Origin of the sequence: Muricoccus roseus, assembly GCF_900141905.1 — a bacterium.
Classification (GTDB): Bacteria; Pseudomonadota; Alphaproteobacteria; order Acetobacterales; family Acetobacteraceae; genus Roseomonas; species Roseomonas rosea.
Genome location: NZ_FQZF01000014.1, coordinates 84148 through 110344, shown reverse-complemented (window position 1 = coordinate 110344; position 26197 = coordinate 84148). Strand labels below are relative to the sequence as shown.

The following is a 26197-nucleotide window of genomic DNA, read 5'->3' as shown; positions in this document are numbered from 1 at the left end:
GGTTCTCAGGCGCGCTTCTTCCGCTTGGCCGGTGCGGCGATGGGCCGTCCGGCCAGGAGCGGCGCCAGGAAGCGGCCCGTATGGCTCTCCGGGCTCGCCGCCACCTCTTCCGGCGTGCCCTCGGCCACGATGCGGCCGCCGCCGTCGCCGCCCTCCGGGCCCATGTCGAGCAGCCAGTCCGCAGTCTTGATGACCTCCAGATTGTGCTCGATGACCACCACCGTGTTGCCCTGCTTCACCAGGGCATGCAGCACCTCCAGCAGCTTCCGCACATCCTCGAAGTGCAGGCCGGTGGTCGGCTCGTCCAGGATGTACAGGGTGCGGCCGGTGGCGCGGCGGGCGAGCTCCTTGGAGAGCTTGATGCGCTGCGCCTCGCCGCCCGAGAGCGTCGTCGCCTGCTGGCCGAGATGGATATAGCCCAGGCCGACTTCCGTCAGCACGCGGAGCTTGTCGCGGATGGAGGGCACGGCGGAGAAGAACTCCAGCCCCTCATCCACCGTCATCTCCAGCACGTCGGAGATGGACTTGCCGCGGAATTTCACCTCCAGCGTCTCGCGGTTGTAGCGCTTGCCCTTGCAGGTGTCGCAGGTGACGTAGACGTCGGGCAGGAAGTGCATCTCGATCTTGATGAGGCCGTCGCCCTGGCAGGCCTCGCAACGGCCACCCTTCACGTTGAAGGAGAAGCGGCCGGCCTTGTAGCCGCGAGCCCGTGAGTCGGGCAGCTCCGCGAACCAGTCCCGGATCGGCGCGAACAGGCCGGTATAGGTCGCCGGGTTCGAGCGCGGGGTACGGCCGATCGGCGACTGGTCGATGTCGATGATCTTGTCGAGATGCTCCAGCCCCTCCAGCCGTTCGTGCGGGGCGGGGACGGTGCCCGCGCCCATCAGGCGGCGCGCGGTGGCCTTGTAGAGCGTCTCGATCACCAGCGTGGACTTGCCGCCGCCGGAGACGCCGGTGACGCAGGTGAAGGTGCCCAGCGGCAGGGAGGCCGTGACCGACTTCAGGTTGTTCCCCGTGGCTCCGACCACCTTCAGCATGCGCTTGGGGTCGGGCTGGCGCCGCGCCTCCGGCACCGGGATGGAGCGGCGGCCGGACATATAGGCGCCGGTGATGCTGTCCGGGTTGGCGGCCACCTCCTCCGGCGTGCCATGGGCGATGATGCGCCCGCCCCCGGCGCCGGCCGCCGGGCCGATATCGACGAGGTAGTCGGCCGCGCGGATGGCGTCCTCGTCATGCTCGACGACGAGGACGGTGTTGCCGATGTCCCGCAGGCGCCGCAGCGTGCCCAGCAGCCGCTCATTGTCCCGCTGGTGCAGGCCGATTGAGGGCTCGTCCAGCACATAGAGCACGCCGGTGAGGCCGGAGCCGATCTGCGAAGCCAGCCGGATGCGCTGGCTCTCGCCGCCCGATAGGCTGGCGCTGCCGCGGGCGAGGGAGAGATAGTCCAGCCCCACATCCACGAGGAAGCGGAGCCGGTCGTTGATCTCCCGCAGGATGCGCCGGGCGATCTCCTGGCGCTGCGGGCTGAGCTGGTCGAATACGCCGGCGAACCACTCCATCGCCTTGCGGATGGAGAGGTCCGAGGCCTGGGCGATGTTCAGCCCGGCCACCTTCACGGCCAGGGCCTCGGGCTTCAGCCGCGCGCCCTGGCAGACATGGCAGGGGCGGTGGGACTGGTAGCGGGTCAGGTCCTCCCGGACCCAGGGGTTGTCCGTCTCGCGCAGGCGCCGCTCGAGATTCGGGATGACGCCCTCGAAGGGCTTCTTCACCTCATAGGCGCGCAGCCCGTCCTTATAGCGGAGGGTCACCACCTCCCCGGTGCCGTGCAGGATGCCGTCCCGCACCGCCTTCGGCAGTTCCGCCCAGGGGGTCCGGGTGGAGACCTTGTAGTGCTTGGCCAGGCTTTCGAGCGTCTGGTCGTAATAGGGGGAGGAGGCGCCGCCGGCCCAGGCCGCGACGGCGCCCTCGGCGATGGGCTTCTCGTCGTCCGGCACCACCAGGGCGGCGTCGAAGAAGGTCTCGACCCCGAGGCCGTCGCATTCGGGGCAGGCGCCCTGGGGGGAGTTGAAGGAGAAGAGCCGGGGCTCGATCTCCTCGATGGTGAAGCCGGATTCCGGGCAGGCGAAGCGGGAGGAGAAGACGGTCCGCTCCCCGCTATCCGCGCCTTCGAGGTAGACGACCCCGTCCGAGAGGCCGAGGGCGGTCTCGAAGCTGTCGGCCAGGCGTTGCTGCGCGCCTTCCCGCACCACCACCCGGTCCACCACCGCGTCGATGTCGTGCTTCTTCTTCTTGTCGAGGGCCGGCACCTCCTCGATCCGGAGGAGCGTACCGTTCACCTTCACCCGCTCGAAGCCGCGGCGCTGAAGCTCGGCGATCTCCTTCTTCCACTCGCCCTTCTTGCCCTTGGCGATGGGGGCCAGGATCAGCAGGCGCGTGCCCTCGGGCATCGCCATCGTCCGGTCCACCATCTGGGAGACGGTCTGGGCCTCGATCGGCAGGCCCGTGGTGGGGGAGTAGGGGATGCCCACCCGCGCCCAGAGCAGCCGCATGTAGTCGGCGATCTCGGTGACCGTGCCGACGGTGGAGCGCGGGTTGTGGGAGGTGGTCTTCTGCTCGATCGAGATGGCCGGGGACAGGCCCTCGATGCTGTCCACATCCGGCTTCTGCTGCAGCTCCAGGAATTGCCGGGCATAGGCCGACAGGCTCTCGACATAGCGCCGCTGGCCCTCGGCATAGATCGTGTCGAAGGCGAGGGAGGACTTGCCGGAGCCGGAAAGGCCGGTGATGACCGTCAGCGTGCCCTTGGGGATGTCGAGGTCGATATTCTTCAGGTTGTGCTGGCGCGCCCCGCGGATGCGGATATGGCCGCCGCTGCCGATCTCAAGAGCGCCGCGGTTGGCCAGGCGCTTGGCGGCGGTATCGGCCAGAGCATCGGAGTGGCTGTCAGGCACGGGCAATCCGACCTTTTGTTCGCATTGTGTTCAGGGGCTTGTGCCACCATATAATGGCGACGGGAAGGGGTTGCCGGGGGGCGCCCCGACCGTTCCCCCTCGGGGGGTGGCCTCGCCAGCCCCCGAGGGGTAGCTTCCGCGACCCGCCAGGGTTTCCCGGGCGGGATGCGGCGATTCGCGGCCCCGGCACGCGGCGCCAGATATGGTATGGTGAGATGACCAGCCCGGGCAGCCAATCAAGGCTCCCCCGGCCGGACAGGGATGTGGGTGGCATGGCCGGCGTCAACAAGGTGATCATCCTCGGCACGCTGGGGCGCGACCCCGAGGTGCGGAACTTCCAGAACGGCGGAAAGGTGGTGAACCTGCGGGTCGCCACCTCCGAGCGGTTCAAGGACCGCGAGGGGAACCAGCAGGAGCGCACCGAGTGGCACTCGGTGGCCATCTTCAACGAGAAGCTGGGCGAGATCGCCGAGCGCTACCTGAAGAAGGGCAACCAGGTTTATCTCGAGGGCCAGCTCGAGACCCGGAAGTGGACCACCCAGGAAGGCCAGGAGCGCTACTCCACCGAGATCGTGCTGCGCCAGTTCCGCGGGGAGCTCGCCCTGATCGGCGGCCGCAACCAGGGTGGCGGCGGCGGCGAGGAGGGTGGCTACAGCGGCGGTGGCGGCTTCAGCGGCGACCGGGCCGAGCGCGGGGGTTCCTCCTCCAGCGGCGGCTTCGGCGGCCGCCCCTCCGGCGGGGCCGGCGCGAGCAAGCCGCGCAGCGGCGGCGGTGGCGGCGGCTGGGACGCGCCCAAGGCCGACCTGGATGACGACATTCCGTTTTGATCGAATTGGATACCGATAAGTGAGCGAGACGGAAGGCGGCGGCCCTCAGGACGAGCGGCCGTTCGACGAGACGATGCCCGTGACCCTCGAGGAGGAGATGCGGCGCTCCTACCTCGACTACGCTATGAGCGTGATCGTGGCGCGCGCCCTGCCGGATGCGCGGGACGGGCTGAAGCCCGTGCATCGCCGCATCCTCTTCTCGATGAACGAGAACGGGTTCACGGCGGACAAGGCCTACAAGAAGTCGGCCCGCGTCGTCGGCGACGTGATGGGTAAGTACCACCCGCACGGCGACAGCGCGATCTACGACGCCATGGTCCGCATGGCGCAGCCCTTCTCCATGCGCGTGCCCCTGATCGACGGCCAGGGCAATTACGGCTCGATGGACGGCGATCCGCCAGCGGCCATGCGCTACACCGAGGCGCGGCTGGCCAAGTCCGCGGCCGCGCTGCTGGCCGGGATCGACGAGGACACGGTCGATTTCCAGCCGAATTACGACGAGAGCGCCGAGGAGCCGCGGGTCCTTCCGGCCGCCTATCCGAACCTGCTCGTCAACGGTTCCAACGGCATCGCCGTCGGCATGGCGACGAACATCCCGACCCACAACCCGGGCGAGGTGATCGACGCGACGCTGGCGATGATCGCCAATCCCGACGTCACGCTCGAGGAGCTGATGGCGATCATGCCGGGGCCGGACTTCCCGACCGGCGGCCTCATCCTCGGCCGCGCCGGCATCCGCTCGGCCTTCGAGACCGGGCGCGGCTCCATTCCGGTCCGTGCCCGCTGCGAGATCGAGGAGATGCGTGGCGGCCGCCACGCCATCATCGTCTCCGAGGTGCCGTATCAGGTGAACAAGGCGACGCTGATCGAGCGGATCGCCGACCTCGCCCGCGCCAAGCAGGTGGAGGGCATTTCCGACCTGCGCGACGAGAGCGACCGCGATGGCATGCGGATCGTCATCGAGGTGAAGAAGGACGCGACGGCGGAGGTGGTGCTGAACCAGCTCTACCGCTTCACGAACCTCCAGACCTCCTTCGCCGTGAACTTCCTGGCGCTGGATGACGGCACGCCCCGCCAGATGGGCCTGCGCGACGCGCTGCAGGTCTTCATCCGCTTCCGCGAAGAGGTCATCACCCGCCGCAGCCGCTTCCGGCTGAACAAGGCGCGGGACCGCGGCCATATCCTCATCGGCCTCGCGATCGCGGTTGCCAATATCGACGAGGTCATCCGGATCATCCGGGCGAGCCCGGACGCCGCCGCCGCGCGCGAGGCGCTGATGGCCAAGGACTGGCCCGCGGGCGATATCGGCGTGCTGCTCGCCCTGGTGGATGACGCCGGCAACATCGTGCATGACGATACGGTGCGCCTGACCGAGGCCCAGGCGCGCGGCATCCTCGAGCTGACGCTCCGCCGCCTGACCGGGCTGGAGCGGGAGAAGATCAACCAGGAGCTGGACGAGATCGCGGCCAATATCCGCGAGCTGCTGGACATCCTCTCCTCCCGTCCGCGCCGCCTGGAGCTGATGGCCCAGGAGCTGGCCGAGGTGCGCGCGCAGATCGCCGTGCCGCGCATGACCCAGATCGTGGACGGGCTGGCCGACCAGGACGACGAAAGCCTGATCGAGCCGGGGCTGATGGTCGTGACCATCACCCGCGACGGCTATGTGAAGCGAACGCCGCTGGAGACGTTCCGCGCCCAGAACCGGGGCGGGCGGGGCCGCAGCGCGGCGGGCACGCGCGAGGACGATGTCGTCATCCGCAGCTTCAACGCGCATACGCATCAGCACGTGCTGTTCTTCACCAGCCGCGGCATCGCCTTCCGCGAGAAGGTGTGGCGCCTGCCGGAAGCCGGCCCCACCGCACGCGGCCGCTCCCTGCGCCAGCTCCTCCAGCTGCAGGACGGAGAGACGGTCACGGCCGTGCTGCCGCTGCCGCAGGATGAGAGCCTGTGGGAGAACCTGCACCTCGTCTTCGCGACGGAAGGCGGCAATGTCCGGCGCAACAAGCTGTCGGACTTCCGCAACGTGCGGGCCGCCGGCCTGATCGCGATGAAGCTGGACGAGGGCGACAGCCTGGTGGGCGTGCAGACCTGCCGCGAGGGCGACGACATCCTCCTCGCCACCCGGCTCGGCCGGGCCATCCGCTTCACGGCGGAGGAGGGGGTGCTTCGCGTCTTCGCCGGGCGTGACTCCACCGGCGTGCGCGGCATCCGGCTCGTCGGCAAGGGCGATGCGGTGATCGCCCTCTCGGTGCTGCGGAACGTGCCGGCCAGCCCGGACGAGCGCGCGGCCTATCTGAAGCTGTCCGCCGCGCGGCGCCGCGCCCAGGGCGAGATCACCGGGGAGGCGGCGGCGGAGGAAACCGCCGAGGCCACCGCCTCCGCCGAGGAAGGCGAGGAGACGACCGAGGAGGTCGCGCTCTCCACCGAGCGGGTGCAGGAGCTGTCAGAGGCCGAGGAGATCCTCCTCATCGTCACCGATACGGGCTTCGGCAAGCGCAGCTCCGCCTATGAATACCGGCGCACCGGGCGCGGCGGGCAGGGGATCACGAGCATCCCGCTGGGCCGCGGCAAGGGGCATGCGGTTGTCGCGACCTTCCCGGTCCGCCCCGGCGACGACGTGATGCTGGTGACCGATAACGGCCGCCTCATCCGGATGCCGGCGGACCAGGTGCGGGTCATGGGCCGCCCGGCGGCGGGCGTGACGCTCTTCCGTCTGGACAAGGGCGAGGCCGTCACCTCCTGCTTCCCCGTGGTGGATGACGGCCCGACGGCGGATGCCGCGTCGTCCGAAGCCGGCGCGATGGATGGCGGGGTGGCCGATGCCTGAGCGGGTCGGCGTCTATCCCGGCACCTTCGACCCCGTCACCAACGGGCATCTGGACGTGATCCAGCGGGCCGCGCGCCTGCTGGACCGGCTGGTGATCGGGGTGGCGATGAATGCCGGCAAGGGCCCGATCTTCCCGATCGAGGAGCGGGTGGAGCTGGTGCGGGCGGAAACGGATGCCATTGCCCGCGCCACCGGCACCAGCATCGGGGTGGTTGCGTTCGAGGGCCTGCTCGTGACCCTCGCCCGCGAGCAGGGGGCCGGGATGATCGTCCGCGGCCTGCGTGCCGTCTCCGACTTCGACTACGAGGTCCAGATGGCCGGGATGAACCGCCGGCTCGACAGCGAGGTGGAAACCGTCTTCCTCATGGCCAGCGAGACGAACCAGTTCATTTCCTCGCGCTTCGTGAAGGAGATCGCGCGGCTGGGGGGCGACATTTCGAGCTTCGTGCCCCAATTGACGCTCGAGCGCACGCTGCGACGCGTGGGCCGGAGTGGCTGACGCCTAGGAACCCAGCCCGGGCGCTGTTGGAGGAGAAATGCCGATGCGGCGACGGAACATCCTGGCGGCTGGCCTTGTGGCCGGGGCCGGGGGAAGCCTGGCGGCGCCTGCCCGCGCGCAGAGTGATCGCGAGAACACGCTGTTCATGGACCTGAAGGACGGGCGCGTGGTGATCGAGATGCGGCCGGACCTGGCGCCCCGCCATGTCGAGCGCATCAAGACCCTGGCCCGCCAGGGCTTCTACGACAACACGCCCTTCCACCGCGTGCTGGACGGCTTCATGGCCCAGGGCGGCGACCCCACCGGCACGGGAACGGGCGGCGCGCGCGACAAGGGCTTCGCGGACCTGCCGGACGAGTTCACCCCGGCCACGAGGGCCCGCTTCCTGCGTGGCACCTGCGGCATGGCCAAGACCCAGGCGCCGAACACCGCGAACAGCCAGTTCTTCATCTGCTTCGCGCCCGCGCCCTTCCTGGACGGCAACTACACGATCTGGGGCCGCGTCGTGTCCGGCATGGAGAATGTGGACAAGATCAAGAAAGGCGTGAGCGGCAGCGGGGTCGTGCAAAACCCCGACCGCCTCATCCGCATGCGGGTGGCCGCCGACGTACCGGCCTGAGCCACGGCCCGAACACCCACCGGAACACCACGCGGGGTGTGGCCCCGCAGACGTATTGGACATTGAGATGAGCGACGAGACCCAGCCGGTTGCCCCGGCCGACGACGCGAAGGCGGCGAACACGCTGTTGCTGGAGCTGAAGGATGGCACGGTGACGATCGAGCTGCTGCCCGATCTGGCGCCCAAGCATTGCGAGCGCATCAAGGCGCTGGCGACGGAGGGCTTCTATGACAACACGCCCTTCCATCGCGTGATCGAGGGCTTCATGGCCCAGGGCGGCGATCCGACCGGCACTGGTACGGGCGGCAGCCAGCTTCCCGACCTGCCCGCGGAGTTCACCCCGGCCGCCCGTGCCCGCTTCCTGCGCGGCACCTGCGGCATGGCCCGCACCCAGAACCCGAACAGCGCGAACAGCCAGTTCTTCATCATGTTCGGGCCCTATCCGAGCCTCGACGGCCAGTACACGATCTGGGGCCGCGTGACCTCCGGCATGGAGCATGTGGACAAGATCAAGCGCGGCGCAGGCGGCTCGGGCATGGTCCAGAACCCGGACCGCATCGTGAAGATGCGCCCGGCCGACGCGGCCTGATCCTGCCTTGACGAAAGGGGCCCGGCCTTCCAATGGTCGGGCCTCTGGTTGCGCCTGTAGCTCAGTCGGTAGAGCACGAGACTTTTAATCTTGGGGTCCTGGGTTCGAGCCCCAGCGGGCGCACCAGATTTCCAGCCGCACCGCTTTTCCGGTCCCCTTGGCCGCCACTTTCCCGGCCGGCCGGACCGCCGAGGTGCCTCCGGATCAGGAATGGCGGGGGCTAAGATCCCCCGCCTCGGCGAAGCTGCGCCGGCGCTTGCCGGGTGTCAGCGTGGGCCCTTCGGCCCCGACGCTTCCGCCACCTCCACCAGCCCGACCGGCTCCACCGAGACCATGGCCGTTCCCGTTCGCCCCATGCCGAGGCGGCTGGCAACGCCGGGGCTCACATCGAGGATCCGGTGGCGGATATGCGGGCCGCGATCCGTCACCCGGACCAGCACGCTGCGGCCGGTGCTGAGGTTGGTCACCCGCGCCCGGCTCCCCAGCGGCAGGGTGCGGCTGGCCACCGTATCTGCATGGGGGTCGAAGCGGTTGCCATCGGCCATGCGCCGCCCCGTGAGGCTGTACGCGTAGATCGAGGCATGCCCACGCTGCACATCATGGGCCTTGCCGCGGGGCCCGGAGGATGCGGAGTGGCTGGGCTCGGCGTTCCTGGTTCCCCGCGGATTCTGGCGCGCGGCGGCCTCATGGCTTCCCGCGCAGGCAAAGCCCAGCGTGGCGCAGAACAGCGCGATCCCCCAAGCCCTCAATACCTGTCTCCCCCGGTTCAGCGGGTGCTGATCTGGTGACGCGGCCCGGGATAGGCCAGCGGGTCAGTGGACCGGCCGGCGCGACTCGCGATCAACTCTTGCGCGAGCAGGGTCAGGCGAGCCCGACCTCCTCCCGCCGGCGCTTGTCCAGCTCCTCGCCATAGCGGCGCAGGACGTGGCTGGCAGTCAGGAGGCCGATCACCTTCCGCCCCTCCTTGCTGTCGATCACGGGCAGGGCTTCCGCCTCGGCGGCGTCGAAGGCGGCCATGGCCTCCTTGGCGTTCATCGCCGGCAGCAGGGCGTGGTCCCGCAGGCGCAGCAGGGCGGCGACCGTCTCCACCTCCGGCCCAGCCGCTTGGGCTTCGGCCACCAGCACCATCCCGGCATAGAGGCCGGCCTCGTCCAGGGCGATCACGCGCTCGGTGGAGCCGAGGGGGAAGTCGCGGCGGAACGCGGTCATCCGGGTATCGGCGCGAACCGTGCGCACGTCGCGCCGCATCATGCGGCCTGCCGTCAGTTCCCGGAGCCAGCCGACATCATGGGCGGACCGGATCGCCTCGCCGCGCAGGTGGAAGCGCCAGGTGGCGAAGGAGTAGCCGAAGAGCCGCCGCACCACGATGCCGGACACCGCCACGGCCGTGAGCACCGCCCCGGCCACCTCGAAATTGCCGGTGCTCTCCAACGCCAGGAAGGTCATGGCCAAGGGGGCGCCGATGACGGCGGTGCCGAAGGCGCTCATCCCCACCACGGCCAGGAAGAGGGGATCGACCAGGGGCAACCCGGCCAGCACCATCAGCCCCGCCGCCACCTTGCCCAGCAATGCTCCAAGCAGGAGGGAGGCGAAGAACAAGCCGCCACGATACCCGGCCCCGAGCGACACGGCGGAGGCAACGGCCTTCAGCAGCAGCAGGAGCAGCGCGGCCCGCATCGGCCCCTCGGTGCTGAAGGCGAGATGCAGGGCGCCGTGACCCGCCGAGAGCACCCCTGGCGAGAGCAGCGCGAGGGCGCCGACCACCAGCCCGCCGGTCGCCGGGCGCAGGAAGCCCCAGGGGACGCCGCGCTTGATCGCCACCTCGATCCACCCGACCCCGCGCATCAGCCCGATGGCCGCCAGGGCGCAGAGGATGCCGACCAGCACCGCCAGCGCATGCCCCTCCCAGCCCGGCGAGGCGACCCCGCCGGGCTCGACGAGATAGGTCTGCCCATGCAGGGCCCGGGCGACGAGGGTGGCCGCGACGGCGCTGGCCACCACCGGGGCAAGACTGGCGATCGCATAGGTGCCGATCACCAGCTCGAAGGCATAGAAGGCGCCGGTCAGCGGGGCGTCGAAGGCGGCCGCGATGGCGCCGGCCGCGCCGCACCCGACCAAGACCCGCAGATCTCCCCGCCGGAGGCCGGCGAGGATTCCTAGCCGCGAGGCGACGCCGCCCGCCACCTGGGTATAGCCCGCCTCCAGCCCCACCGAGGCCCCGAAGCCGTTGGAGAGGAGGTTCTGACCCGCCACCACCGCCCCGTCCTGCAGGGCCATCCGGCCGCCATGCAGCGCATTCGCCTCGATCGGGTCCACCGGGACGCGCGGGTGCCAGCGCGCCAGGGCGAGATTGAGCAGGCCGAGCAGCAGGCCCCCGACAGCGGGCAGGAGCAGGAGGCGCCAGGGTTCCCCGGCCTGATGCGCGCTCAGCCCGTGCCCCTGCTCGGCACCGAACAGCGCCTCCTGCATGGCATGCGCCACCCCGCTCATGGCAGAGGCGAGCAGGCCACTGGCCAGGCCGATCACGACCGCGAGGGCGACGAGGCCGGGTTCCGTGCCGCGCACCCAGTCCCGTACCATCCGCAGCCGATCCGCCAGGAGCCGGAAGCGGCCGGCTGCGACCTGATCTGGCGCCCGGTCTGGCGCCCGGTCTGGGGCCCGGTCTGGGGCCCGGTCTGGGGCCAGGGCCAGGGCATCTTCGGCAGGGCTGGGCTGCGTGCGGGTTGACATGACCTGCCGGGCTGACAATTCAGGGCTTCCATCGCTCCGGCGGCCGCAAGGGTTTCGGCACGCCGGTGCGGGTGGCGGCGCATTCCCGCCGGAGCCATGCGCCGGAACGGCCCCCAGGCATGCGGAGATTACCCGCCCGAAGGTCAGGCCGCGGCCAGGGACCGCGTTTCCGGCCTCCCATGCACCCTCACCGTGCCGAGCCCGGCGATCGCATCCCGCAGCACGTCCCGCAGCAGCCGCACCTCGCGGATCCGGCCGAAGCTCGGGCGGTGGAAGAGGGAGATGTCGCGGCCGGGGAGGGTGGGCGCGCGGATGAGGCGATAGGCGACCATGTCGTCCAGCAGCGAGCCCACCTGCACGGCGAGCTGCGGCAGGAGGGAGCAGCCCATCCCCGCGCCGATCATCTGGCGCAGGGTTTCCAGGCTGGTCGCCTGGACGCCCATCCCGCCCTGAGTCCCGCCCTGGGCCCCACCCTGGGAGGCGCGCTGGCAGGCCGGGAACAGTGAGAGGGTCTGGTCGCGCAGGCAGTGCCCCTCGCTCAGCAGGATCAGCTCCGCAGGCGGAACATCCTCCATCGTCACCCGTTCGGCCACCGCCAGCCGGTGGTCGCGAGGAACCGCGAGGACGAAGCTCTCGTGGAAGATGGGCAGTTCCGAAAGCTCGATGTCGCGGATGGGCGAGGAGGCGAGGAGCGCATCCAGTTCCCCGGCCTCGAGCGCGCGGACGAGGCTGTAGGTCAGCCCCTCCACCAGCTGCAGGCGGAGGTTAGGAAAGCGCTGGCGTAGCGGGCTGAGGATGATCGGCGCGACATAGGGGGCGAGGGTGGAGATGACGCCCAGGCGGAAGCTCCCGCCCAGCGGCTCGCCGCGGGACTGCGCCATTTCCAGCAGGCGCCGGCCTTCGGTGAGAATCGTGCGGCACTGGGCGAGGATCTCGGCTCCCCGCTCCGTCACCATCACGCTGCGGCTGGCGCGCTCGAAGACCTGCAAGCCCAGATAGTCCTCCAGCTTGCGGATCTGGGCGGAAAGCGTGGGCTGGCTGACGGCGCAGGCCGTCGCGGCCTTGCCGAAATGCAGGTGATCGGCCACGGCGACCAGGTATTCGATGTCGCGGAAACTGAGCCCGGCCACATTCATCGCGTCAGCTTCCCATCGTCAGGGCAATGCCGTGCCCCAAGGCAAGCAGAGGGCGGCCCCGCACGGCGGCGCGGCCCGCGGCTCCGCCGGATCGTTCCATGGCTGACGTATGTCACCGCCGTCCCGACCGCGGCAAGGCCGGCAACCCCGCTCGGCTCCGCCTCGCGGAACCGCGCCCCGGCGCGGGTCGGGGCGCTCAGGGCAGCTCGGGAGGAAGGCCGCGTCCGGACCCGGTGTTTCCGGCCGTTGGTGCCGACCGGCACCAGGCCTTCCCGAACAGGACCTCAGGCTTCCGCAGCGAGCGCCTCAGCTCCGGATAGGTGAAGCAGGCGCGCGAGCGCGCCGTCGATGCTCTTCGAGTCGAAATGCCCGGCGATAAAGGAAAGACCAGCGGCGGCGCAGGCCGCGTTCTCCGCTTCATCCTCATGCAGCCGGAGCATCAGCTCGGCCAGGCGTGGGGGAGTGCTGCCGATGCAGGCCTCCAGCGCCGGGGGAAGGGGGAGCCCTTCCGCCGCGACAGGGCTGCAGACACAGGGGATGCCGGCGGCCAGGCTCTGCAGCACGCGGCCCTTCAGCCCGGACCCATAACGCAGAGGCGCAACCGTGACCCGCACCTTCTCCAGCGCGGCGACCGGGTCGGCCCCCGCCTCCAGGAAGACCAGCCCTTCGGCATTCCCGCGCGGCAGACGCGATGCGGCCTCGCCCGCCAGGACGAGGCAGCGGATCTGCGGGTTCCGAGCCCGGAGCCGGGGCATGATCCCCTCCATGAGCCAGAGTACCGCGTCGAGGGTGGTATCCTAGGCGTCATCGGCGAGGAAGGCGATATCGCGCCGGCCGCTGAAGGGCGTGCCCACCGGCCGTGGCGCGATAGACCAGGGGATGGCCTGGATGTCCGCGCGCGGCAGATCCTTCGCCAGCAACGCGGCATCGTAGGCCGAGTAGGTGACGACGCTGTCGGCGAGGCGCGCCGCGATCAGTTCGCTCGCCTTGGCCGCGCGGGAATGGCGCATGATCTCGCCCAGCTCGTCCACGGCCGCGCGTCGGCTGAGATGGAGATGGCGCAAGGTGCCGGCGCCATAGACCAGGCGCGCCCGCGGCGCGTGGTGCCGCGCCATGCCGCCATATTGCATGAAGTTGCCCAGGCGCTGGATCCAGACCAGGTCCAGCATGCCGGCATTCCGGCGCAGCACTTCCTCCACGGAGCTGTAATAGGGGCCGAGGCAAGGCTTGATGCCCAGCCCCTCCAGAGCAGCCTCGGCGACCGGATCGCCTCGCATGTCCTGCGGAGCGAGGACGACCTCGTATCCGAGCCGCCGCAATGCCCGCATATGGTCCAGCAATGCCGTGTCAGCGGCAGAGCGGCCCGGGCGGGGCAGGGTGTCGTCGATCACCAGTGCCCGCCGGCTCAGCTCCGGAGGCCGGTCCGCCGCCTGTCGGCGCACGGGAGGGGTCCGGTTCTCCAGAAGCGGCCGCCACCTCTCGTAGAAGCCATCGACATCCAGCGCCGCGGGCTCGCCATGGTCGAGCCGGGCCCGCAACATGCGGTCGGCGGTGTTAGCCAGGAGTTGCAGCAGGGCGTCATGTTCCGCCGCATCGCGTGACACGCCATCCGCGGTTGCCGCGCGGACGAGCTGCTCTAGGGAATGCTGCATCCGCGTGGCGGCATCCCCCGGCAGCTCGGGGGTGGTGGGCGAGCCCGGAAGGATCGCTCCGTCCGAGACCCGCCGCACGGTGATGGCACGCTCCGTCATGCCGGACCAGCCGAGCGGCACGCGCAGCGAGAAGCTGCAAAAGCCGCCCAGCCCGACCTTCTCCAGATCGGCGCGATAGCGGTTCGCGACGAAACGGGCGATCGGCTGGTCATTGTCCAGCACTTCGAGCTCGACGGGAGACCCGGGGGTCTCCGCGTCATAGGCCCAGCCGTCCAGGCTGTTCCAGGTGGCACGATCCAGACGGCCGCGCAGCGTGCCCATCAGCCTCGCCTCAGGCCGCCTTGTCAGCGGCGGGGAGACGGACAGCCTCGCCCCGGGCATGGAAGCGGGTCTGCCGGGCATGGCCCTGGCCTTCATCCCGCGTCTTTGCCTGGACCACCCTGTCCAGGCCTTCCATCACCAGGCGCAGCATCCGGTCGAGCTGCGTCGGATCGGCACCGCCGATTTCCGAGAAGACCGCGTTGAGCAGGCTGCCGCTGTTCGCCAGCTCGGGCACGGCTTCCAGCAACAGCGGCGCGCCGCGCAGGGGCTGAGCGTCGGCGGCGCGGCGGATCTCGATCGAGTGGTGCGACCGGGGCGAGAGCGCCTCGGGCAGCTCGATGTCAAAGCCGCAGCGCCCGTCCCCGAAGCCGGCCTTCTGGAGGTCGGCGCGGTACCGGTTTGCCATGACGCGGGCGACGACCCGGTTGTCCACCAGCACCTCGAGCTCAACGGGCCGGCCGGGATTGGCCCGGTCATGAGCCCAGCCCGCGACGCGCGACCAGTCGGCCCGATCCACCGCACCTTCCAGCACGCCGGACGCCGCGGGCACGGCGCCGACGAGGCCGGCGCGCGCATCCAGGCGTTCACGGATAGCGGCCAGCGCATGGCCATCCGCCACGCGCCGGGCATAGAAGACGGGCTCGCACGGCGCCTCGTTGGGGTAGAGCGCCTCATACTCCGCCGCATTCTGGAACATGTCGCGGCAGTCACGGTTGAGGAAGCTCTCCGAGGGCGCGCCCTCAGCGAGGATCACGTCATGCGTCTCGAACTCGAGGTTGAAGTACTCCACGGCCTCGTCGGTCTCGATCCGGCGGATGGACTTGCCGTTCACCAGCAGTTCCGCATCCACCAGCACGCCGTCGATGAACATGGCGTGCTGAGGCGAGACGTAGAGATCGCGCACCGGCACGTTCTCGGCGATGGAGCCGCGCGTGAAGAGGACGGGCTGAACCTCGGGGTTCTTCGCGGCATAGGTGCTGGAATAGCCGCGGCGGCCGATCCACTTCACCGTGCGGAAGGCGCCGGAGACGGTCGCCACCCTGTCACCGATGCGGATGTCCTCGATCGCGACCTCGCCATGATCCGTGGCGATGCGGGTGCCGCGGAGGTAGCAGGCGACGACGCTCAGCGATCCGTCCGAGTTGACGCTGATGGAGAAGTTATCGGCGTTCACATCGCCGTCGAGCCCGAGCTGCAAGGTGGACACCTGCTCGCCCTCGGCATCGTAGAACACCAGTTCGCCCGTTTCGGTGTTGTAGTCGCCGGAAGCGATTGCACCGTTCGGGTTGGCGATCTGGAGAGAGTCGCTCACGCCGAAGCCGTCGATGGAGCTCACGACGTTCGCGCTCAGGACGCTTTCCGGAATGACGAGAGTTCCGCCCGGCCCATCGGAAGGCGAAGTGAAGTTGATGTTGTCCAGGGCGCTGGCCGTCACATCCTCGCCCAGGCTGAGAGTACCGCCCGAGCCGATGTTGAAGGTGTTCGCAGCAGTGATCCCGGCGACAGGATCATAGTTGAGTGTTCCGCCCTCAGAAACGTTGACGGTTGTGGCCACACCCACCGCTGCAACCGGGTCGAGGTTCAGGGTCGAGCCATTGGTCACGTTGACCGTGCCGCCAACATACACCGAAGCGACAGTCGTGTCGTAGCTCTGCCCGTCGGACAGATTTTGAGCGCCAAATAACGCGCCAATTGTAATCAGGTCTGGCATCTTGCACACGCTCCCGATGTTCTTGCCGCCTGGAAGTCACAGTCTTCCGAAGGCAGAAGTGAGACTTTCTCACGCCTGCGCTTTCCTGGACTACTTCTTCTGAACCCCGGGGTGATTCCGGTGTTCGAAACTTAACTTTGTTAAAAAAGGCCGGTCAACAACTAACCTCCCGGTGGAAGAGACCGATTCCCTACAACCTGGGATAGATCGCGGAGTCTTGAACACTCGGGATGAAGAGGCGTCCCGGGAGCAGGCGGCATCCGCTGTGTTGCTCTTCGCCCGCGAAATATTGGTGTTGAAACCAAAACAATATCCGGCGCTTCTCCATACGCCAGTGCTGTCGAGCCAGCGGAGCGCACCGCCACCTCTCGCCCGCCGGGCCGCGCGGCTGCGGAACGGAGCGACCTATTCTTCCCCGCCGCTGGGAATGATTATCCGCCCAGAAGGCCGGAGATCCCCCGGGCCGCGGTGACAAGCGCGACGAGCGCGAGCGTGGCCAAGGAGACGTTCCGATGCGCCCCGCCCGCGCGCCGGAAGAGCAGGGCGCCGAGGCGAGAACCGCCGAGCATCAGCGGCAGCCCTGCCAGGACCAGCGCCACCTCGCGCCAGGCGAAGGCCCCGATGGCGACGAGGCTCGCGGTGGAGGCCATGGCCGAGAAGGCGAAGAAGACCATGAGGGAGGCGCGCACCTGCGCCGGCGTGAGGGGGAGGGCAAGGTAGTAGGCCAGGGCGGGCGGGCCCGGCATGGCGGCCAGCCCGTTGAACAGCCCCGAGAGAACGCCGGCCCCCATCGTCGCCCCCCGGCCCGGCATGCGGTGGAAGCGGAAGCCCGAGGCCAGGGCCAGCACCGCCGCCCCGCAGGCCGCGGCAAGGGCGAGCCGCGCCGCATCGGCCGGCAGCCAGGCCAGGAGCAGCGTGCCGAGCGGCGACGCCAGGAGGGCGCCGGCCAGCAGCCAGCGGACCGAGGGCCAGTGACAGGCACGGGAGGCCTGGGGCAGGTCCATGAGCCCGCCCAGCAGCTGCAACCCGGCCGCCAGGGCGACCGCGAGCAGCGGCGGCAGGGCCAGGCTCAGCAGCGGCACGGCGATGATGGCGAAGCCGAAGCCAGTGAAGCCCCGGAACAGCGCGGAGAAGGCGACGATAGCCACCACGGGCCCGAGCGCACCGAGCGAGGGCATGCCCGGCGGCAGGAAAGAGAGGTCGGGCATGGGGCACTCCGGTTGCGACGCCTCCGCTAACCCCATCGGCCCCGGGCCGGAAGGGGCGGGGCCGCGAGGCAGCCCGGCCCGGGAACCCCTTCCGGCCCGGCGCGGCGCGGGCTAAGCCGCCGCCGTGCCGGCCCAGACCCACGCCCCGACCCAGACTGCCGAGCTGCCCGCGGAACTCACCGTGGTCGTGCCCTGCTACAAGGAGGCCGCAAATGTCGCGCCCATGGTGGCGCGGCTGGAGGCTGCCCTGCGGGGAATCGCCTGGGAGGTGGTCTTCGTCGATGACGACAGCCCGGACGGCACCGCCGCACGGGTGCGGGAGATCGCGGCGCGGGACCCGCGCGTGCGCGGGCTGCGGCGCATCGGCCGGCGCGGCCTCGCCTCGGCCGTGACGGAAGGCGTGCTGTCCTCCTCCGCCGCCTATGTGGCGGTGATCGATGGCGACCTGCAGCACGACGAGACCATCCTGCCCGCCATGCTGGCGGCCGTGCGGGAGGGGGCGGAGGTCGCGATTGGCAGCCGCCATGCGGAAGGCGGCGAGGCCGGGACCGGCTTTTCCGCCGCGCGGGCGAAGGTGAGCGATGCCGGCACGCGGCTCGCGGCGATGCTGCTGCCCACCCCGGTGGGCGACCCGATGAGCGGCTTCTTCCTCATGCCGCGCGCGCTGTTCGAATTCCTGGCGCCGAAGCTCTCGGCGCGCGGCTTCAAGATCCTGCTCGACCTGCTGCTCTCGGCCGGCCGGCCACTGCGGGTGGCGGAAATCCCCTATCGCTTCCGCCCGCGCCAGGCAGGGGAGTCGAAGCTCGACGCGACCGTGCTGCTCGAATTCCTCGGCCTGCTGATGGACAAGGCGCTGGGCGGCTGGCTGCCCTGGCGCTTCGTTTCCTTCGCGGCCGTGGGGGCCATCGGCGTGGTCGTGCACCTGGCCGCGCTCTTCCTGGCCGTGCAGATCCCCGGCATCCGCTTCGAGGCGGCGCAGTGGACCGCCACCTTCGTCGCCATGACCGTCAACTTCCTGCTGAACAACCGCATCACCTATCGCGACCTGCGGCTGCGCGGCGCCCGGCTCGCGCGTGGGCTGGTCATCTTCTACATCGGCTGCGGCATCGGGGCGGCGGCGAATGTCGGTGTGGCGGGGCTTCTGCTGCGTGAGGGCCTGGCCGGCTGGGGGCTGGCGGGAGCCGCAGGCGCGCTGCTGACGGTCGTCTGGAACTATGCGGTCTCGTCCACCCTGGTCTGGCGCGGCCGGTGAGGCGCTGGCTGACCGACCCCTGGCTGGCCGCCCTGCTGGCGGTCACCGCCCTGCGCCTGGGCGCGGCGGCGCTGCTGCCGCTATCCCCGGACGAAGCCTATTACTGGGTCTGGGGGCGAGACCTTCAGCCCGGCTATCTCGACCATCCGCCCATGGTGGCGGTCTGGATCGCGGCAGGCACGGCCCTGACCGGGGACGGCGCCTTCGGCATCCGCCTGCTCGGCCCGATCGGGCTGGCCCTCGCCTCGCTGGCGGTTGCGGGGGCAGGGAATGCGCTGATGCCCCGGCTGCGACCGGGACGCTGGGCGGCCCTGCTGCTGAACGCCATGCCGGTCACCAATGCCGGCGCGGTGCTGATGACGCCGGACACGCCGCTCTTCGTCTTCTGGTGTCTTGCCTTATGGGCGGTGGCGCGGCTGCACGCCTCGGGGGACGGCCGGTGGTGGTGCGCCGTGGGCGGGCTGGCGGGCTGTGCGCTGCTCTCGAAGTACACGGCGGTGCTGTTCGGGGCAGGGCTGGTGCTGTGGCTCCTGGCCGAACCCACCGCACGCCGATGGTGGCGGGACTGGCGGCTCTATGCGGGCGGGGCGCTCGCCGCCTTGGTCTTCCTGCCGGTGGTGGCCTGGAACGCGACTCATGGCTGGGCCTCCTTCGCCAAGCAGGGCGGACGGGCGGGGGCGGGGCGGGAATTCGGGCTGCGTTACGTCGGTGAGCTGGTGGCCGGGCAGCTTGGGCTGGCCTCGCCCATCCTCTTCGTGCTCTGCACCGTCGGCGCTGCCCTCGCCGGGCACGCCTGGGCGCGGCGGCGGGATGCGGCGGCCGGGTTGCTGGCTGCGCTGACGCTTCCGGCGGCGGCGCTGTTCCTCTGGCAGGCGACGGGGAGCCGGGTCCAGGGAAACTGGCCGGTCGTCATCTACCCCGCGGCGTGCATCGCGGCGGCGGCTCTCACCGCCCTGCCCTGGCAGCGCGTCGGAGCCGTCCTCGGGGGCGTGCTGACGGCGCTGATGTTGGTCCAGGCCGGTTTCGCGCCGCTCGCCTTACCGCGTTCGGCCGACCTAACCCTGGCACGGCTGGGCGGCTGGCCGGACCTGGCGAGGGCGGCGGAGGAAGCGCGGCTCCAGGCGAACGCGGCTTTCATCGCCGCCGAAGAATACGGCCTCGCCTCCGAGTTGGCGCTGCATCTGCCCGCCGGAGTCCCCGTCGTCGCCATTGGCGACCGATGGGACCTCTTCACCTTGCCCTCACCGCCGGAAGGGCAGGGGGGGATCATGCTGCGCAGCCTCCGGCGCGGGGACGGCCCCTCACTATGGCCTGGCGCTGCGCCGATCGGGGAGATCACGCGGAGCCGCCACGGCGTCGAGGCTGAGCGGTACCGCGTCCTTCGGGTAGAGACCCCCGCGGGCGAGCAGCCGGCCGCCCTAATGCCGCGGCCGCGCTAGGCAGGGTTCCAACCTGTTCCTCCGGCTGCGACACTGGGCGCAAGGCCCCCGCCGACCGGGCAGAGGAGCCGTGCTGGAGAAATGTCCCGATGCGCCGCCGCGCCCTGCTTGCCGCCACCCTTGCCGCCCCCGCCATCTCGGCCCGTGCCCAGACCCAGAGCTGGATGCCGGACCGGCCGATCACCCTGGTCGTGCCCTTCCTCGCGGGGGGTTCCACGGATATCGCCGCGCGCGTGCTGGCCGAGCGCATGGGGCCGCGGCTCGGCCCGAATGCCCGGATCATCGTGGAGAACCGGGCCGGGGCCGGCGGCGCCGTGGGCAGCGAATGGGTGCGCCAGCGCCCGGCGGACGGCTACACGCTGCTCGTCGGCACGGCGTCTTCCCACGCCACCAACCCGGCCGCGCTGCCCAGCCAGACGCCCTATGACCCCGTGGCGGATTTCAGCCCCGTGGCGGTGCTGGGCGGCGGGCCGCTGGTGGTGGTGGTGCCGGCTAGCTCGCCGCACCGCTCGGTCGCCGAGCTGGTCGCGGCCGTTCGCGCCCAGCCCGGGGCGCTGTCCTGGGCCACCTCCGGCGTCGGCGGCGTCGGACATCTCACGGGCGAGTACCTGAAGATCTCGGTCGGCGGCATGGATGCGGAGCATGTGCCCTATCGTGGAGGCTCGGCCGTGATGGAGGCGCTGGCCAAGGGCGAGGTGGCCTATTCCTTCGAGGTGCTCGCCTCCTCCGCGCCGCATCTGCGCGACGGCCTCTCGCGCGGCCTGGCCGTGACCTCGAAGGCGCGCCATCCCCTCTTCCCGGAGATCCCCACCCTGGACGAGACCGTGGCGCGGGGCTTCGATGTGACGACCTGGAACGTGCTGCTGGCGCCCAAGGGCCTGCCGCAACCCGTGCTGCTGGCCCTGAACGCCGCGGTGAGCGCGGCCCTGGCCGATCCGGCGACGCGGGACCGCCTGGCCGCGGCGGGGGTGGACCCGTCCCCGGCGACGACGCCGGAGGAGACGCGCACCTTCCTCGCGGCGGAACTGGCGAAGTTCCGTGGGATCGTCCAGCGCGCGGAACTGCGCCTGGGGCGCTGAAGCGCCCCGCCCTTGAACCCGGCGCGGGACACCCGAGTTCAACGGAACCGCCTTGGGAGGCCAGCATGCTCATCCGCATCCGCCGTGGCTGGGAGTTGCCCGAAAGTGCCGCGACACCGGAAGCCCTGGTGATGGGGCGGCGCGCCGCGCTGGGCGCCGGCGCGCTTCTCGCCGGGGGGGCGCTCGCGTCTCCCGCGCATGCGCAGGCCGCCGCGCCCGCCATGCGTAACACCCGCTTCCAGCCCGGCCGCGAGCCGACGCCGGAGCGGGACGTGGCGAGCTACAACAACTTCTACGAGTTCGGCACCTCCAAGAGCATCGCCTCCGCCGCGCAGAGGCTGAAGGTCAGCCCCTGGTCCATCCGCCTCGACGGGCTGGTGGAGAACCCGCGCGAGATCGGGCTGGAAGACCTGCTGAAGCAGGTGAACCTGGAAGAGCGGGTGTACCGCTTCCGCTGCGTGGAAGCCTGGGCCATGACCGTGCCCTGGACCGGCTTCCCGATGGCGGAGCTGGTGCGGCTGGCCGCCCCCAAGCCGGAGGCGAAATACATCGTCTTCGAGACGGCGGCCCAGCGCGACACCATGCCGGGCCTGCGCCAGTCCTGGTATCCCTGGCCCTATTCGGATGGCTTCACGATGGAGGAGGCGCAGAACGAACTCGCCTTCATCGCCACCGGCATGTACGGCAAGCCCCTGCCGCCCCAGAACGGCGCGCCGATCCGCGCGATCACGCCCTGGAAGTATGGGTTCAAGGCGCCGAAATCCATCACGCGCGTCACCTTCCAGGCGCAGCGTCCGGTGGGCTACTGGGAAAAGCTCCAATCCAGCGAATACGGCTTCTGGGCCAACGTGAACCCGGAGGTCGCCCATCCTCGCTGGAGCCAGGCCTCCGAGCGCCTACTCGGCTCGAACGAGCGCGTGCCCACGCGGATCTTCAATGGCTATGGCGAGTTCGTCGCCCCGCTCTACACCAATCTGCAGGGTGAGCGGCTCTACGCCTGATTTGGCTGGAGGGAGGGCTCCGCCCTCCACCCGCCAAGGGCCTGAGGCCCTTGGAACCCCGTTTGACTGCCGTGGATACGATGATCGAAGGGGTCTCTGGCTGAGGGTGCCCTTCCTGCCTTTGCAGTCGCCTGAGGTCATCGACCTCAGGCGCACCGCCAGCCCCGTGATTCCAAAACTCCTAGAAAAAGATGATGGCGAGGGGTCCGGGGAGAGGAAGAATTCCTTCTTCCTCTCCCCGGGGACAGACCGCCAGCTCAGAACATCGGCAGCAATCGGCGCCGCGCCTCGGCAATTACGCGCAGGGTCTCGTCCCACAGGGTGAGCCCGCCCAGTTCGGCGGGGGAGAAGAAGCGCGCCTCGCTCGCGTCGTCGCCCGCCCTCGGTTCGCCGGCGGTCCAGCGGCCCGCGAACTCCACGATGGTATAGTGGAAGCGGATGCCGCCCTCCTCTCCCGGCAGGACGATATCGACGCAGGCGGCCAGGGTGAGGGGCCCGACCTCCACCCCGGTTTCCTCGCGCAGCTCGCGCCGGGCGCAGTCCTCGGCGGTTTCGCCAAGGCTCTGTGCCCCGCCAGGGACGGTCCATTCGCCCGCGCGCGGCGGGCGGGTGCGGCGGACCAGCAGCACGTCCTCGCCCCGGAAGGCGAGGCAGCCGATGCCGACCCAGGGGCGATCGGGATATTCCCGTCCGCTCACCCCTCGCGCTTCCGCAGGGTCTCGAGGCTGGGCGCGAAGGCCGGGAGCTTCCAGGTGCCGACCTGATAGGCCCAGCCGCGCCAGCGCGCGTTGAGCCGGGCCGCTTCCTCGTCGCCCGTGGCCGAGATGGTCATCCAGACATTGCCGCCGTCCTGGCGCATGCGCGCGGTGACGATCAGGTTGTCGGTCAGGATGAAGCGGCCCTCTCCCGCGGGCTGGCCCGGCGCCTGGGCTTCCGGCCGCACATCAAGCAAGGTCAGCCCTTCCAGTGCGCGCCCGACCTCGTCCAGCGAGACCTCGTCTGCGGGCGGCGCGTCGCCGGGCAGGACGATGCGCAAGCGGCCATCCGGGCCTTCCTCGCGCAGCAGCTCCACCGTCCTGCCGTCCCGCACCGCGATCACGCGGCGGACGCGTTCCTCCGGCAGGTTCGCGATCTCGCGCTCGATCCAGAGCTGGGCATCGGCATCCACGGGGATGCGCCCCTCGGCGAGGTAGGACTGGCTCTCGCCGGGCCGGCGGACATAGGCGCTCTCCGGGACGCCGCCCTGGGTGCGGGTCCGGCGCCGGCCGACGACGAGGGCGGCGAGTGGCGCGCCCGCACCGTCCAGCACGCGCACCAGCACGGCGGTGGAATTCGGGCCCGGATCATCCAGGCCCAGCCGGGCGAGCGATTCGGGGTCGGCGGTGCGGCGCTCGGCCAGGCGCAGCTCGGTCAGCCCGACCAGAAGTTCCCGCACCCGGTCTCCCCGTGCGGGATAGCCGCCCTTCTCCGGGAGCAGCCAGATGTTGTTCGGGCTCCGTTGCAGCGTCAGGCTGGCGGGGCCCTGGCGGATCTCGATCCGCTGCGCGGCCTCCAGCCGACCGGGCAGGGCAGGAAAGGCGAGCGGCGAGGCCGAGGGCTCCGGCGGCGCCTCTCCGCCCGGCGTGAGCAGGACGGCCGCGCCCGCGACGACGATGGCGGTGCCGCCGAGGGCGAGCAGGTGGCGTCGGTTCAGCGGCATGGCATCAACCCCGGGCCGCGGCGCGGCGCCGCGCGCGCATGACGGCCAGGCCGATGGCGAGCAGGGTGATGAGCGCCGGGACGAGTGCGATGTTGAGGATCCGCAGCCAGGTCTCCAGCCCCTCGATCCCCTGTCGCAGCTCGCGCTGCACGCCCCGCAGTTCCTGCCGCGTGCGGACGATCTCCGCGCGGGCGGCATCGATCTCGGCCCGCTGCTCCGGGGTGATGACGGTCTGGCTGTTGTTCCCGCCCGGGCCCTGGCGCAGCTCACGCAGGCGCCGCTCTGTCGCCTGAAGGCGCTCGGTCAGGCCGCGCTCGGTCTGTCGGTAGCGGGCCTCGGCCTCGGTCCGCATGGCGTCCACCAGCGTGAAGGGGCGCAGGCTCTCGCCGCGCGAGCGCAGGGAGATGAGGGAGTCGCCACCCGCCAGCGTGTCGGCCAGATTGGTCACCAGCGCGCCGTTGTCGCTGGTCGGGGTCGCCACCTGCTGGCCGAAGAAGTCCTGCACGCGGACCCAGAAGCGGTCCTCCAGGATGTCCGCGTCATTCCCGATGACGAGGTTCGCGGGGCCGTTGGTCTGCGCCATATGGGCCGGAAGCCCCTCGGCGCGCTGCACGCCCTCGGGCAGGGCGGGCGGCCCCTCGGGAAAGGCGGTGGCCAGCATGCCCCTCACGCGGGCGAGCAGGACATGGCGTTGCCCGTCCGCCCGGAACTCCGCCAGGATACGTGCCGGATCGGGCTGCTGCCGGACGCGCGCGGCATCGATCAGGGCGGATTGGGGCGAGGCGGTGAGGAGCGGCGTCAGCTCGATCGTGCTGCCCTCGCGCCGGCGCACCTCGCCGGCGCTGGCGAAGGTCACCTGGGAGAGCTCGGCACTCGCCACATCCGTGCGGTTCAGGCTGTCGCCCTGCGTGCTGAACCAGGCGAGGTAGTCCACGCCCTGGACGCGGTCGTTCGGGCCGGCGCGGACGCGCCAGGCGCCGCGCTGGTCCACCACCACCTGCTCCGAGGATGCCTCGATCCCCCAGGCGTTAAAGAGGCGGTCGAGGTTCGAGGCGGTGGAGGCGGCAGGGCGGCCCGTGGGGTCAGGGCGCGCGGCCTGGCTCTCGCTATGCGGGTCGGTCAGCGCCAGCAGCTTGCCGCCGCGCATGACGAACTGGTCGATGGCGTAGAGCGTCGCCTCCGGCAGGTTCTGCGCATGCGCCACCATCAGCACCTGCACCTCGGAGGGAATGGCTTGGCTGTCCGCCGCCAGGTCCCGCACGGTGAAGAACTGCCGAAGCTGCGTCATGACCTGGAAGGGCTGCCCGGCGCCCGGAACCCGCATCATCATCGCGCGCGGGTCGCCGTTCAGGGGCAGGGAGGAGATCACGCCGAGAACGGGGCGCGTCGGGTTGGACAGCTCGTGGACCAGCCGCGTCAGGTCGTATTCGAGGAAGCGCTCGCGGTCTGGCTGGAAGAAGGGGATGGTCCGCTCGTCATCCAGCAGGTTGGTGCCGACGAGGCCGAAATAGACCTGCTCCCCCGCATTATCGAGCGGCACGGCCTGCAGGCCATAGGCCAGGGCGCGGTCCTCCGTCTCCGAGAAGGGCTCGGGGTCCAGGATCTCCAGCCGGATCTTGCCGCCGGAGAGGGAGACGTATTCGCGCAGCATCTCGCGCACGCGGTCGGCATAGGCGCCGAAGACCGGCACGGCGGCGCCGAGGCGGCGCGAGTAGAAGAGGCGCAGCCTGACGGGGTCGCGCAAGCCGGCGAGCTCCTGCCGCGTGCCTTCGGAAAGGGTGTAGAGGCGCTGTTCCGTCAGGTCGATCCGCGCGCGGGCCAGGAACCGGTCGGCCAGCACGTTCACGCCGATCGCCAGGACCAGCACGGCGGCGAGGGCGCCGAGGGAGAGCCAGAGGCCGCGGCCGCGCGGCTTCGCAGAGGTGTCGCTCACGGGATCAGTCCGCCTTCCGCAGATCGACGGCGATGGCGTTGGCGAAGAGCCAGACGCCGATGAAGCTGATGAAGAAGATGACGTCGCGCAGCGCGATCACGCCGCGGGAGAAGGCCGCCAGCCGGTCCGTCACGGACAGGCCGCGCGCGATCTCCGCCAGAACGGGCGTGTTGCGGCTGAGGAACTCGATCACGACCGGCGAGCCGGCGGCGGCGAAGAGGAAGCAGACCGCGACGGCGAGGACGAAGGCGATGACCTGGTTCTTCGTCAGGGCCGAGATGGCGACGCCGATGGCGAGATAGGCGCCGGCGACCATCAGGCAGCCAAGATAGCCGGCCGCGATGACGCCGTTATCCGGATCGCCCAGCACGTTCACCGTGATGATGAGCGGGAAGGTGAGGGCCAGCGCGATGGCGCAGAAGGCCCAGGCCGCCAGGAACTTGCCCAGCACCGCCTGCCATTGCGCGATGGGCAGGGTCAGCAGCAGCTCGATCGTGCCGAGGCGCCGTTCCTCCGCCCAGAGGCGCATGGTGATGGCGGGCACGAGGAAGAGGAAGAGCCACGGCACGAAGGCAAAGAAGGGCTGCAGATCCGCCGTGCCACGGGCGAAGAAGCCGCCCACGGTGAAGGTGAGCGCGCCCGACATGACGAGGAAGATGACAATGAACACATAGGCCACCGGGGTGGCGAAATAGGAGGCCAGCTCGCGCCGGGCGACGGTCAT

The 26197-nt window shown here is 70.5% G+C and carries 20 protein-coding genes, 1 tRNA gene and 1 pseudogene; 10 read left to right on the top strand and 12 right to left on the bottom strand.

Annotated features, from left to right (window positions below):
- Positions 1-5: 5 nt before the first annotated feature.
- Positions 6-2879 (bottom strand): excinuclease ABC subunit UvrA, encoded by a 2874-nt coding sequence (gene uvrA / locus BUB97_RS13305; protein WP_073135544.1) that lies wholly within the window; start codon positions 2877-2879, stop codon positions 6-8.
- Positions 2880-3223: 344 nt separating this feature from the next.
- Here uvrA and ssb point away from each other — a divergent pair, with 344 nt between their 5' ends.
- From ssb to BUB97_RS13275, 6 genes are all read left to right on the top strand, one after another.
- A complete protein-coding gene (gene ssb / locus BUB97_RS13300; RefSeq protein WP_073135475.1) occupies positions 3224-3778 on the top strand; it encodes a single-stranded DNA-binding protein in 555 nt (184 codons plus the stop codon).
- A 73-nt stretch (positions 3779-3851) separates the two neighbouring features.
- Entirely contained in the window at positions 3852-6605 is a 2754-nt protein-coding gene (gyrA, locus tag BUB97_RS13295) for a DNA gyrase subunit A (RefSeq protein WP_086062177.1), read from the top strand.
- On the top strand, positions 6598-7104 hold the full coding sequence (coaD, locus tag BUB97_RS13290) for a pantetheine-phosphate adenylyltransferase (RefSeq protein ID WP_086062176.1): 507 nt from the start codon (positions 6598-6600) through the stop codon (positions 7102-7104). The genes gyrA and coaD overlap by 8 nt, the downstream gene beginning before the upstream one ends.
- A 145-nt stretch (positions 7105-7249) precedes the next feature.
- The gene (locus BUB97_RS13285) at positions 7250-7723 is read left to right on the top strand and encodes a peptidylprolyl isomerase (RefSeq protein WP_456306337.1); all 474 of its coding nucleotides are present in this window, start codon (positions 7250-7252) and stop codon (positions 7721-7723) included.
- 67 nt (positions 7724-7790) lie between these two features.
- Positions 7791-8312, top strand: coding sequence for a peptidylprolyl isomerase (locus tag BUB97_RS13280; protein ID WP_073135467.1), 522 nt, complete (start codon positions 7791-7793; stop codon positions 8310-8312).
- A gap of 50 nt (positions 8313-8362) precedes the next feature.
- A tRNA-Lys gene (locus BUB97_RS13275) sits at positions 8363-8438 on the top strand.
- Between the two features lie 140 nt (positions 8439-8578).
- Here BUB97_RS13275 and BUB97_RS13270 read toward each other — a convergent pair.
- The 7 genes and pseudogenes from BUB97_RS13270 to BUB97_RS13240 all read right to left on the bottom strand — a co-directional run bounded on the left by BUB97_RS13270 (position 8579) and on the right by BUB97_RS13240 (position 17070).
- Positions 8579-9061 (bottom strand): septal ring lytic transglycosylase RlpA family protein, encoded by a 483-nt coding sequence (locus BUB97_RS13270; protein ID WP_175562626.1) that lies wholly within the window; start codon positions 9059-9061, stop codon positions 8579-8581.
- A 112-nt stretch (positions 9062-9173) separates the two neighbouring features.
- On the bottom strand, positions 9174-10892 hold the full coding sequence (locus BUB97_RS13265; RefSeq protein ID WP_073135463.1) for a chloride channel protein: 1719 nt from the start codon (positions 10890-10892) through the stop codon (positions 9174-9176).
- 293 nt (positions 10893-11185) lie between these two features.
- The gene (locus tag BUB97_RS13260) at positions 11186-12172 is read right to left on the bottom strand and encodes a LysR substrate-binding domain-containing protein (RefSeq protein ID WP_456306335.1); all 987 of its coding nucleotides are present in this window, start codon (positions 12170-12172) and stop codon (positions 11186-11188) included.
- Between the two features lie 290 nt (positions 12173-12462).
- Positions 12463-12951, bottom strand: a pseudogene (locus tag BUB97_RS13255) (glycosyltransferase family 4 protein); the annotation flags it as partial.
- Positions 12952-12975: 24 nt separating this feature from the next.
- Complete coding sequence (locus BUB97_RS13250; protein ID WP_073135457.1) at positions 12976-14151, bottom strand: glycosyltransferase family protein; 1176 nt, start codon at positions 14149-14151, stop codon at positions 12976-12978.
- Positions 14152-14161: 10 nt separating this feature from the next.
- Complete coding sequence (locus BUB97_RS13245; protein ID WP_086062168.1) at positions 14162-15862, bottom strand: Hint domain-containing protein; 1701 nt, start codon at positions 15860-15862, stop codon at positions 14162-14164.
- A 431-nt stretch (positions 15863-16293) separates the two neighbouring features.
- The gene (locus BUB97_RS13240) at positions 16294-17070 is read right to left on the bottom strand and encodes a TSUP family transporter (RefSeq protein WP_073135453.1); all 777 of its coding nucleotides are present in this window, start codon (positions 17068-17070) and stop codon (positions 16294-16296) included.
- Positions 17071-17194: 124 nt separating this feature from the next.
- Here BUB97_RS13240 and BUB97_RS13235 point away from each other — a divergent pair, with 124 nt between their 5' ends.
- The 4 genes from BUB97_RS13235 (at position 17195) to msrP (ending at position 21841) form a co-directional block, all read left to right on the top strand.
- Entirely contained in the window at positions 17195-18322 is a 1128-nt protein-coding gene (locus BUB97_RS13235) for a glycosyltransferase (RefSeq protein WP_277614031.1), read from the top strand.
- Positions 18319-19761 (top strand): glycosyltransferase family 39 protein, encoded by a 1443-nt coding sequence (locus BUB97_RS13230; protein ID WP_086062166.1) that lies wholly within the window; start codon positions 18319-18321, stop codon positions 19759-19761. The genes BUB97_RS13235 and BUB97_RS13230 overlap by 4 nt, the downstream gene beginning before the upstream one ends.
- An 89-nt stretch (positions 19762-19850) precedes the next feature.
- Positions 19851-20840 carry a Bug family tripartite tricarboxylate transporter substrate binding protein gene (locus BUB97_RS13225; protein WP_073135449.1) on the top strand — a complete coding sequence of 330 codons (990 nt, stop codon included), beginning with the start codon at positions 19851-19853 and terminating at the stop codon, positions 20838-20840.
- Positions 20841-20905: 65 nt separating this feature from the next.
- Positions 20906-21841 (top strand): protein-methionine-sulfoxide reductase catalytic subunit MsrP, encoded by a 936-nt coding sequence (gene msrP, locus BUB97_RS13220; protein ID WP_073135447.1) that lies wholly within the window; start codon positions 20906-20908, stop codon positions 21839-21841.
- A 257-nt stretch (positions 21842-22098) separates the two neighbouring features.
- Here msrP and BUB97_RS13215 read toward each other — a convergent pair whose 3' ends face one another.
- From BUB97_RS13215 to BUB97_RS13200, 4 genes are read right to left on the bottom strand one after another with little or no spacing between them, the layout of a single operon-like run.
- Positions 22099-22539 carry an NUDIX hydrolase gene (locus BUB97_RS13215; RefSeq protein ID WP_073135445.1) on the bottom strand — a complete coding sequence of 147 codons (441 nt, stop codon included), beginning with the start codon at positions 22537-22539 and terminating at the stop codon, positions 22099-22101.
- Complete coding sequence (locus BUB97_RS13210; protein WP_245818297.1) at positions 22536-23540, bottom strand: DUF4340 domain-containing protein; 1005 nt, start codon at positions 23538-23540, stop codon at positions 22536-22538. Before BUB97_RS13210 ends, BUB97_RS13215 begins: the two co-directional genes overlap by 4 nt.
- 4 nt (positions 23541-23544) lie before the next feature.
- The gene (locus tag BUB97_RS13205) at positions 23545-25473 is read right to left on the bottom strand and encodes a Gldg family protein (protein ID WP_073135443.1); all 1929 of its coding nucleotides are present in this window, start codon (positions 25471-25473) and stop codon (positions 23545-23547) included.
- A gap of 4 nt (positions 25474-25477) precedes the next feature.
- Complete coding sequence (locus BUB97_RS13200) at positions 25478-26197, bottom strand: ABC transporter permease subunit (protein ID WP_408906134.1); 720 nt, start codon at positions 26195-26197, stop codon at positions 25478-25480.

What these genes read in the sequence shown, in the direction of transcription:
- ssb (WP_073135475.1), top strand. Translation starts at nt 3,224, where the DNA reads ATGGCCGGCGTCAACAAGGTGATCATCCTCGGCACGCTGGGGCGCGAC.
- gyrA (WP_086062177.1), top strand. Translation starts at nt 3,852, where the DNA reads ATGCCCGTGACCCTCGAGGAGGAGATGCGGCGCTCCTACCTCGACTAC.
- coaD (WP_086062176.1), top strand. Translation starts at nt 6,598, where the DNA reads ATGCCTGAGCGGGTCGGCGTCTATCCCGGCACCTTCGACCCCGTCACC.
- BUB97_RS13285 (WP_456306337.1), top strand. Translation starts at nt 7,250, where the DNA reads ATGGACCTGAAGGACGGGCGCGTGGTGATCGAGATGCGGCCGGACCTG.
- BUB97_RS13280 (WP_073135467.1), top strand. Translation starts at nt 7,791, where the DNA reads ATGAGCGACGAGACCCAGCCGGTTGCCCCGGCCGACGACGCGAAGGCG.
- BUB97_RS13265 (WP_073135463.1), bottom strand. Translation starts at nt 10,892, where the DNA reads ATGGTACGGGACTGGGTGCGCGGCACGGAACCCGGCCTCGTCGCCCTC.
- BUB97_RS13250 (WP_073135457.1), bottom strand. Translation starts at nt 14,151, where the DNA reads ATGGGCACGCTGCGCGGCCGTCTGGATCGTGCCACCTGGAACAGCCTG.
- BUB97_RS13245 (WP_086062168.1), bottom strand. Translation starts at nt 15,862, where the DNA reads ATGCCAGACCTGATTACAATTGGCGCGTTATTTGGCGCTCAAAATCTG.
- BUB97_RS13240 (WP_073135453.1), bottom strand. Translation starts at nt 17,070, where the DNA reads ATGCCCGACCTCTCTTTCCTGCCGCCGGGCATGCCCTCGCTCGGTGCG.
- BUB97_RS13225 (WP_073135449.1), top strand. Translation starts at nt 19,851, where the DNA reads ATGCGCCGCCGCGCCCTGCTTGCCGCCACCCTTGCCGCCCCCGCCATC.
- msrP (WP_073135447.1), top strand. Translation starts at nt 20,906, where the DNA reads ATGCTCATCCGCATCCGCCGTGGCTGGGAGTTGCCCGAAAGTGCCGCG.
- BUB97_RS13210 (WP_245818297.1), bottom strand. Translation starts at nt 23,540, where the DNA reads ATGCCGCTGAACCGACGCCACCTGCTCGCCCTCGGCGGCACCGCCATC.
- BUB97_RS13200 (WP_408906134.1), bottom strand. Translation starts at nt 26,197, where the DNA reads ATGACCGTCGCCCGGCGCGAGCTGGCCTCCTATTTCGCCACCCCGGTG.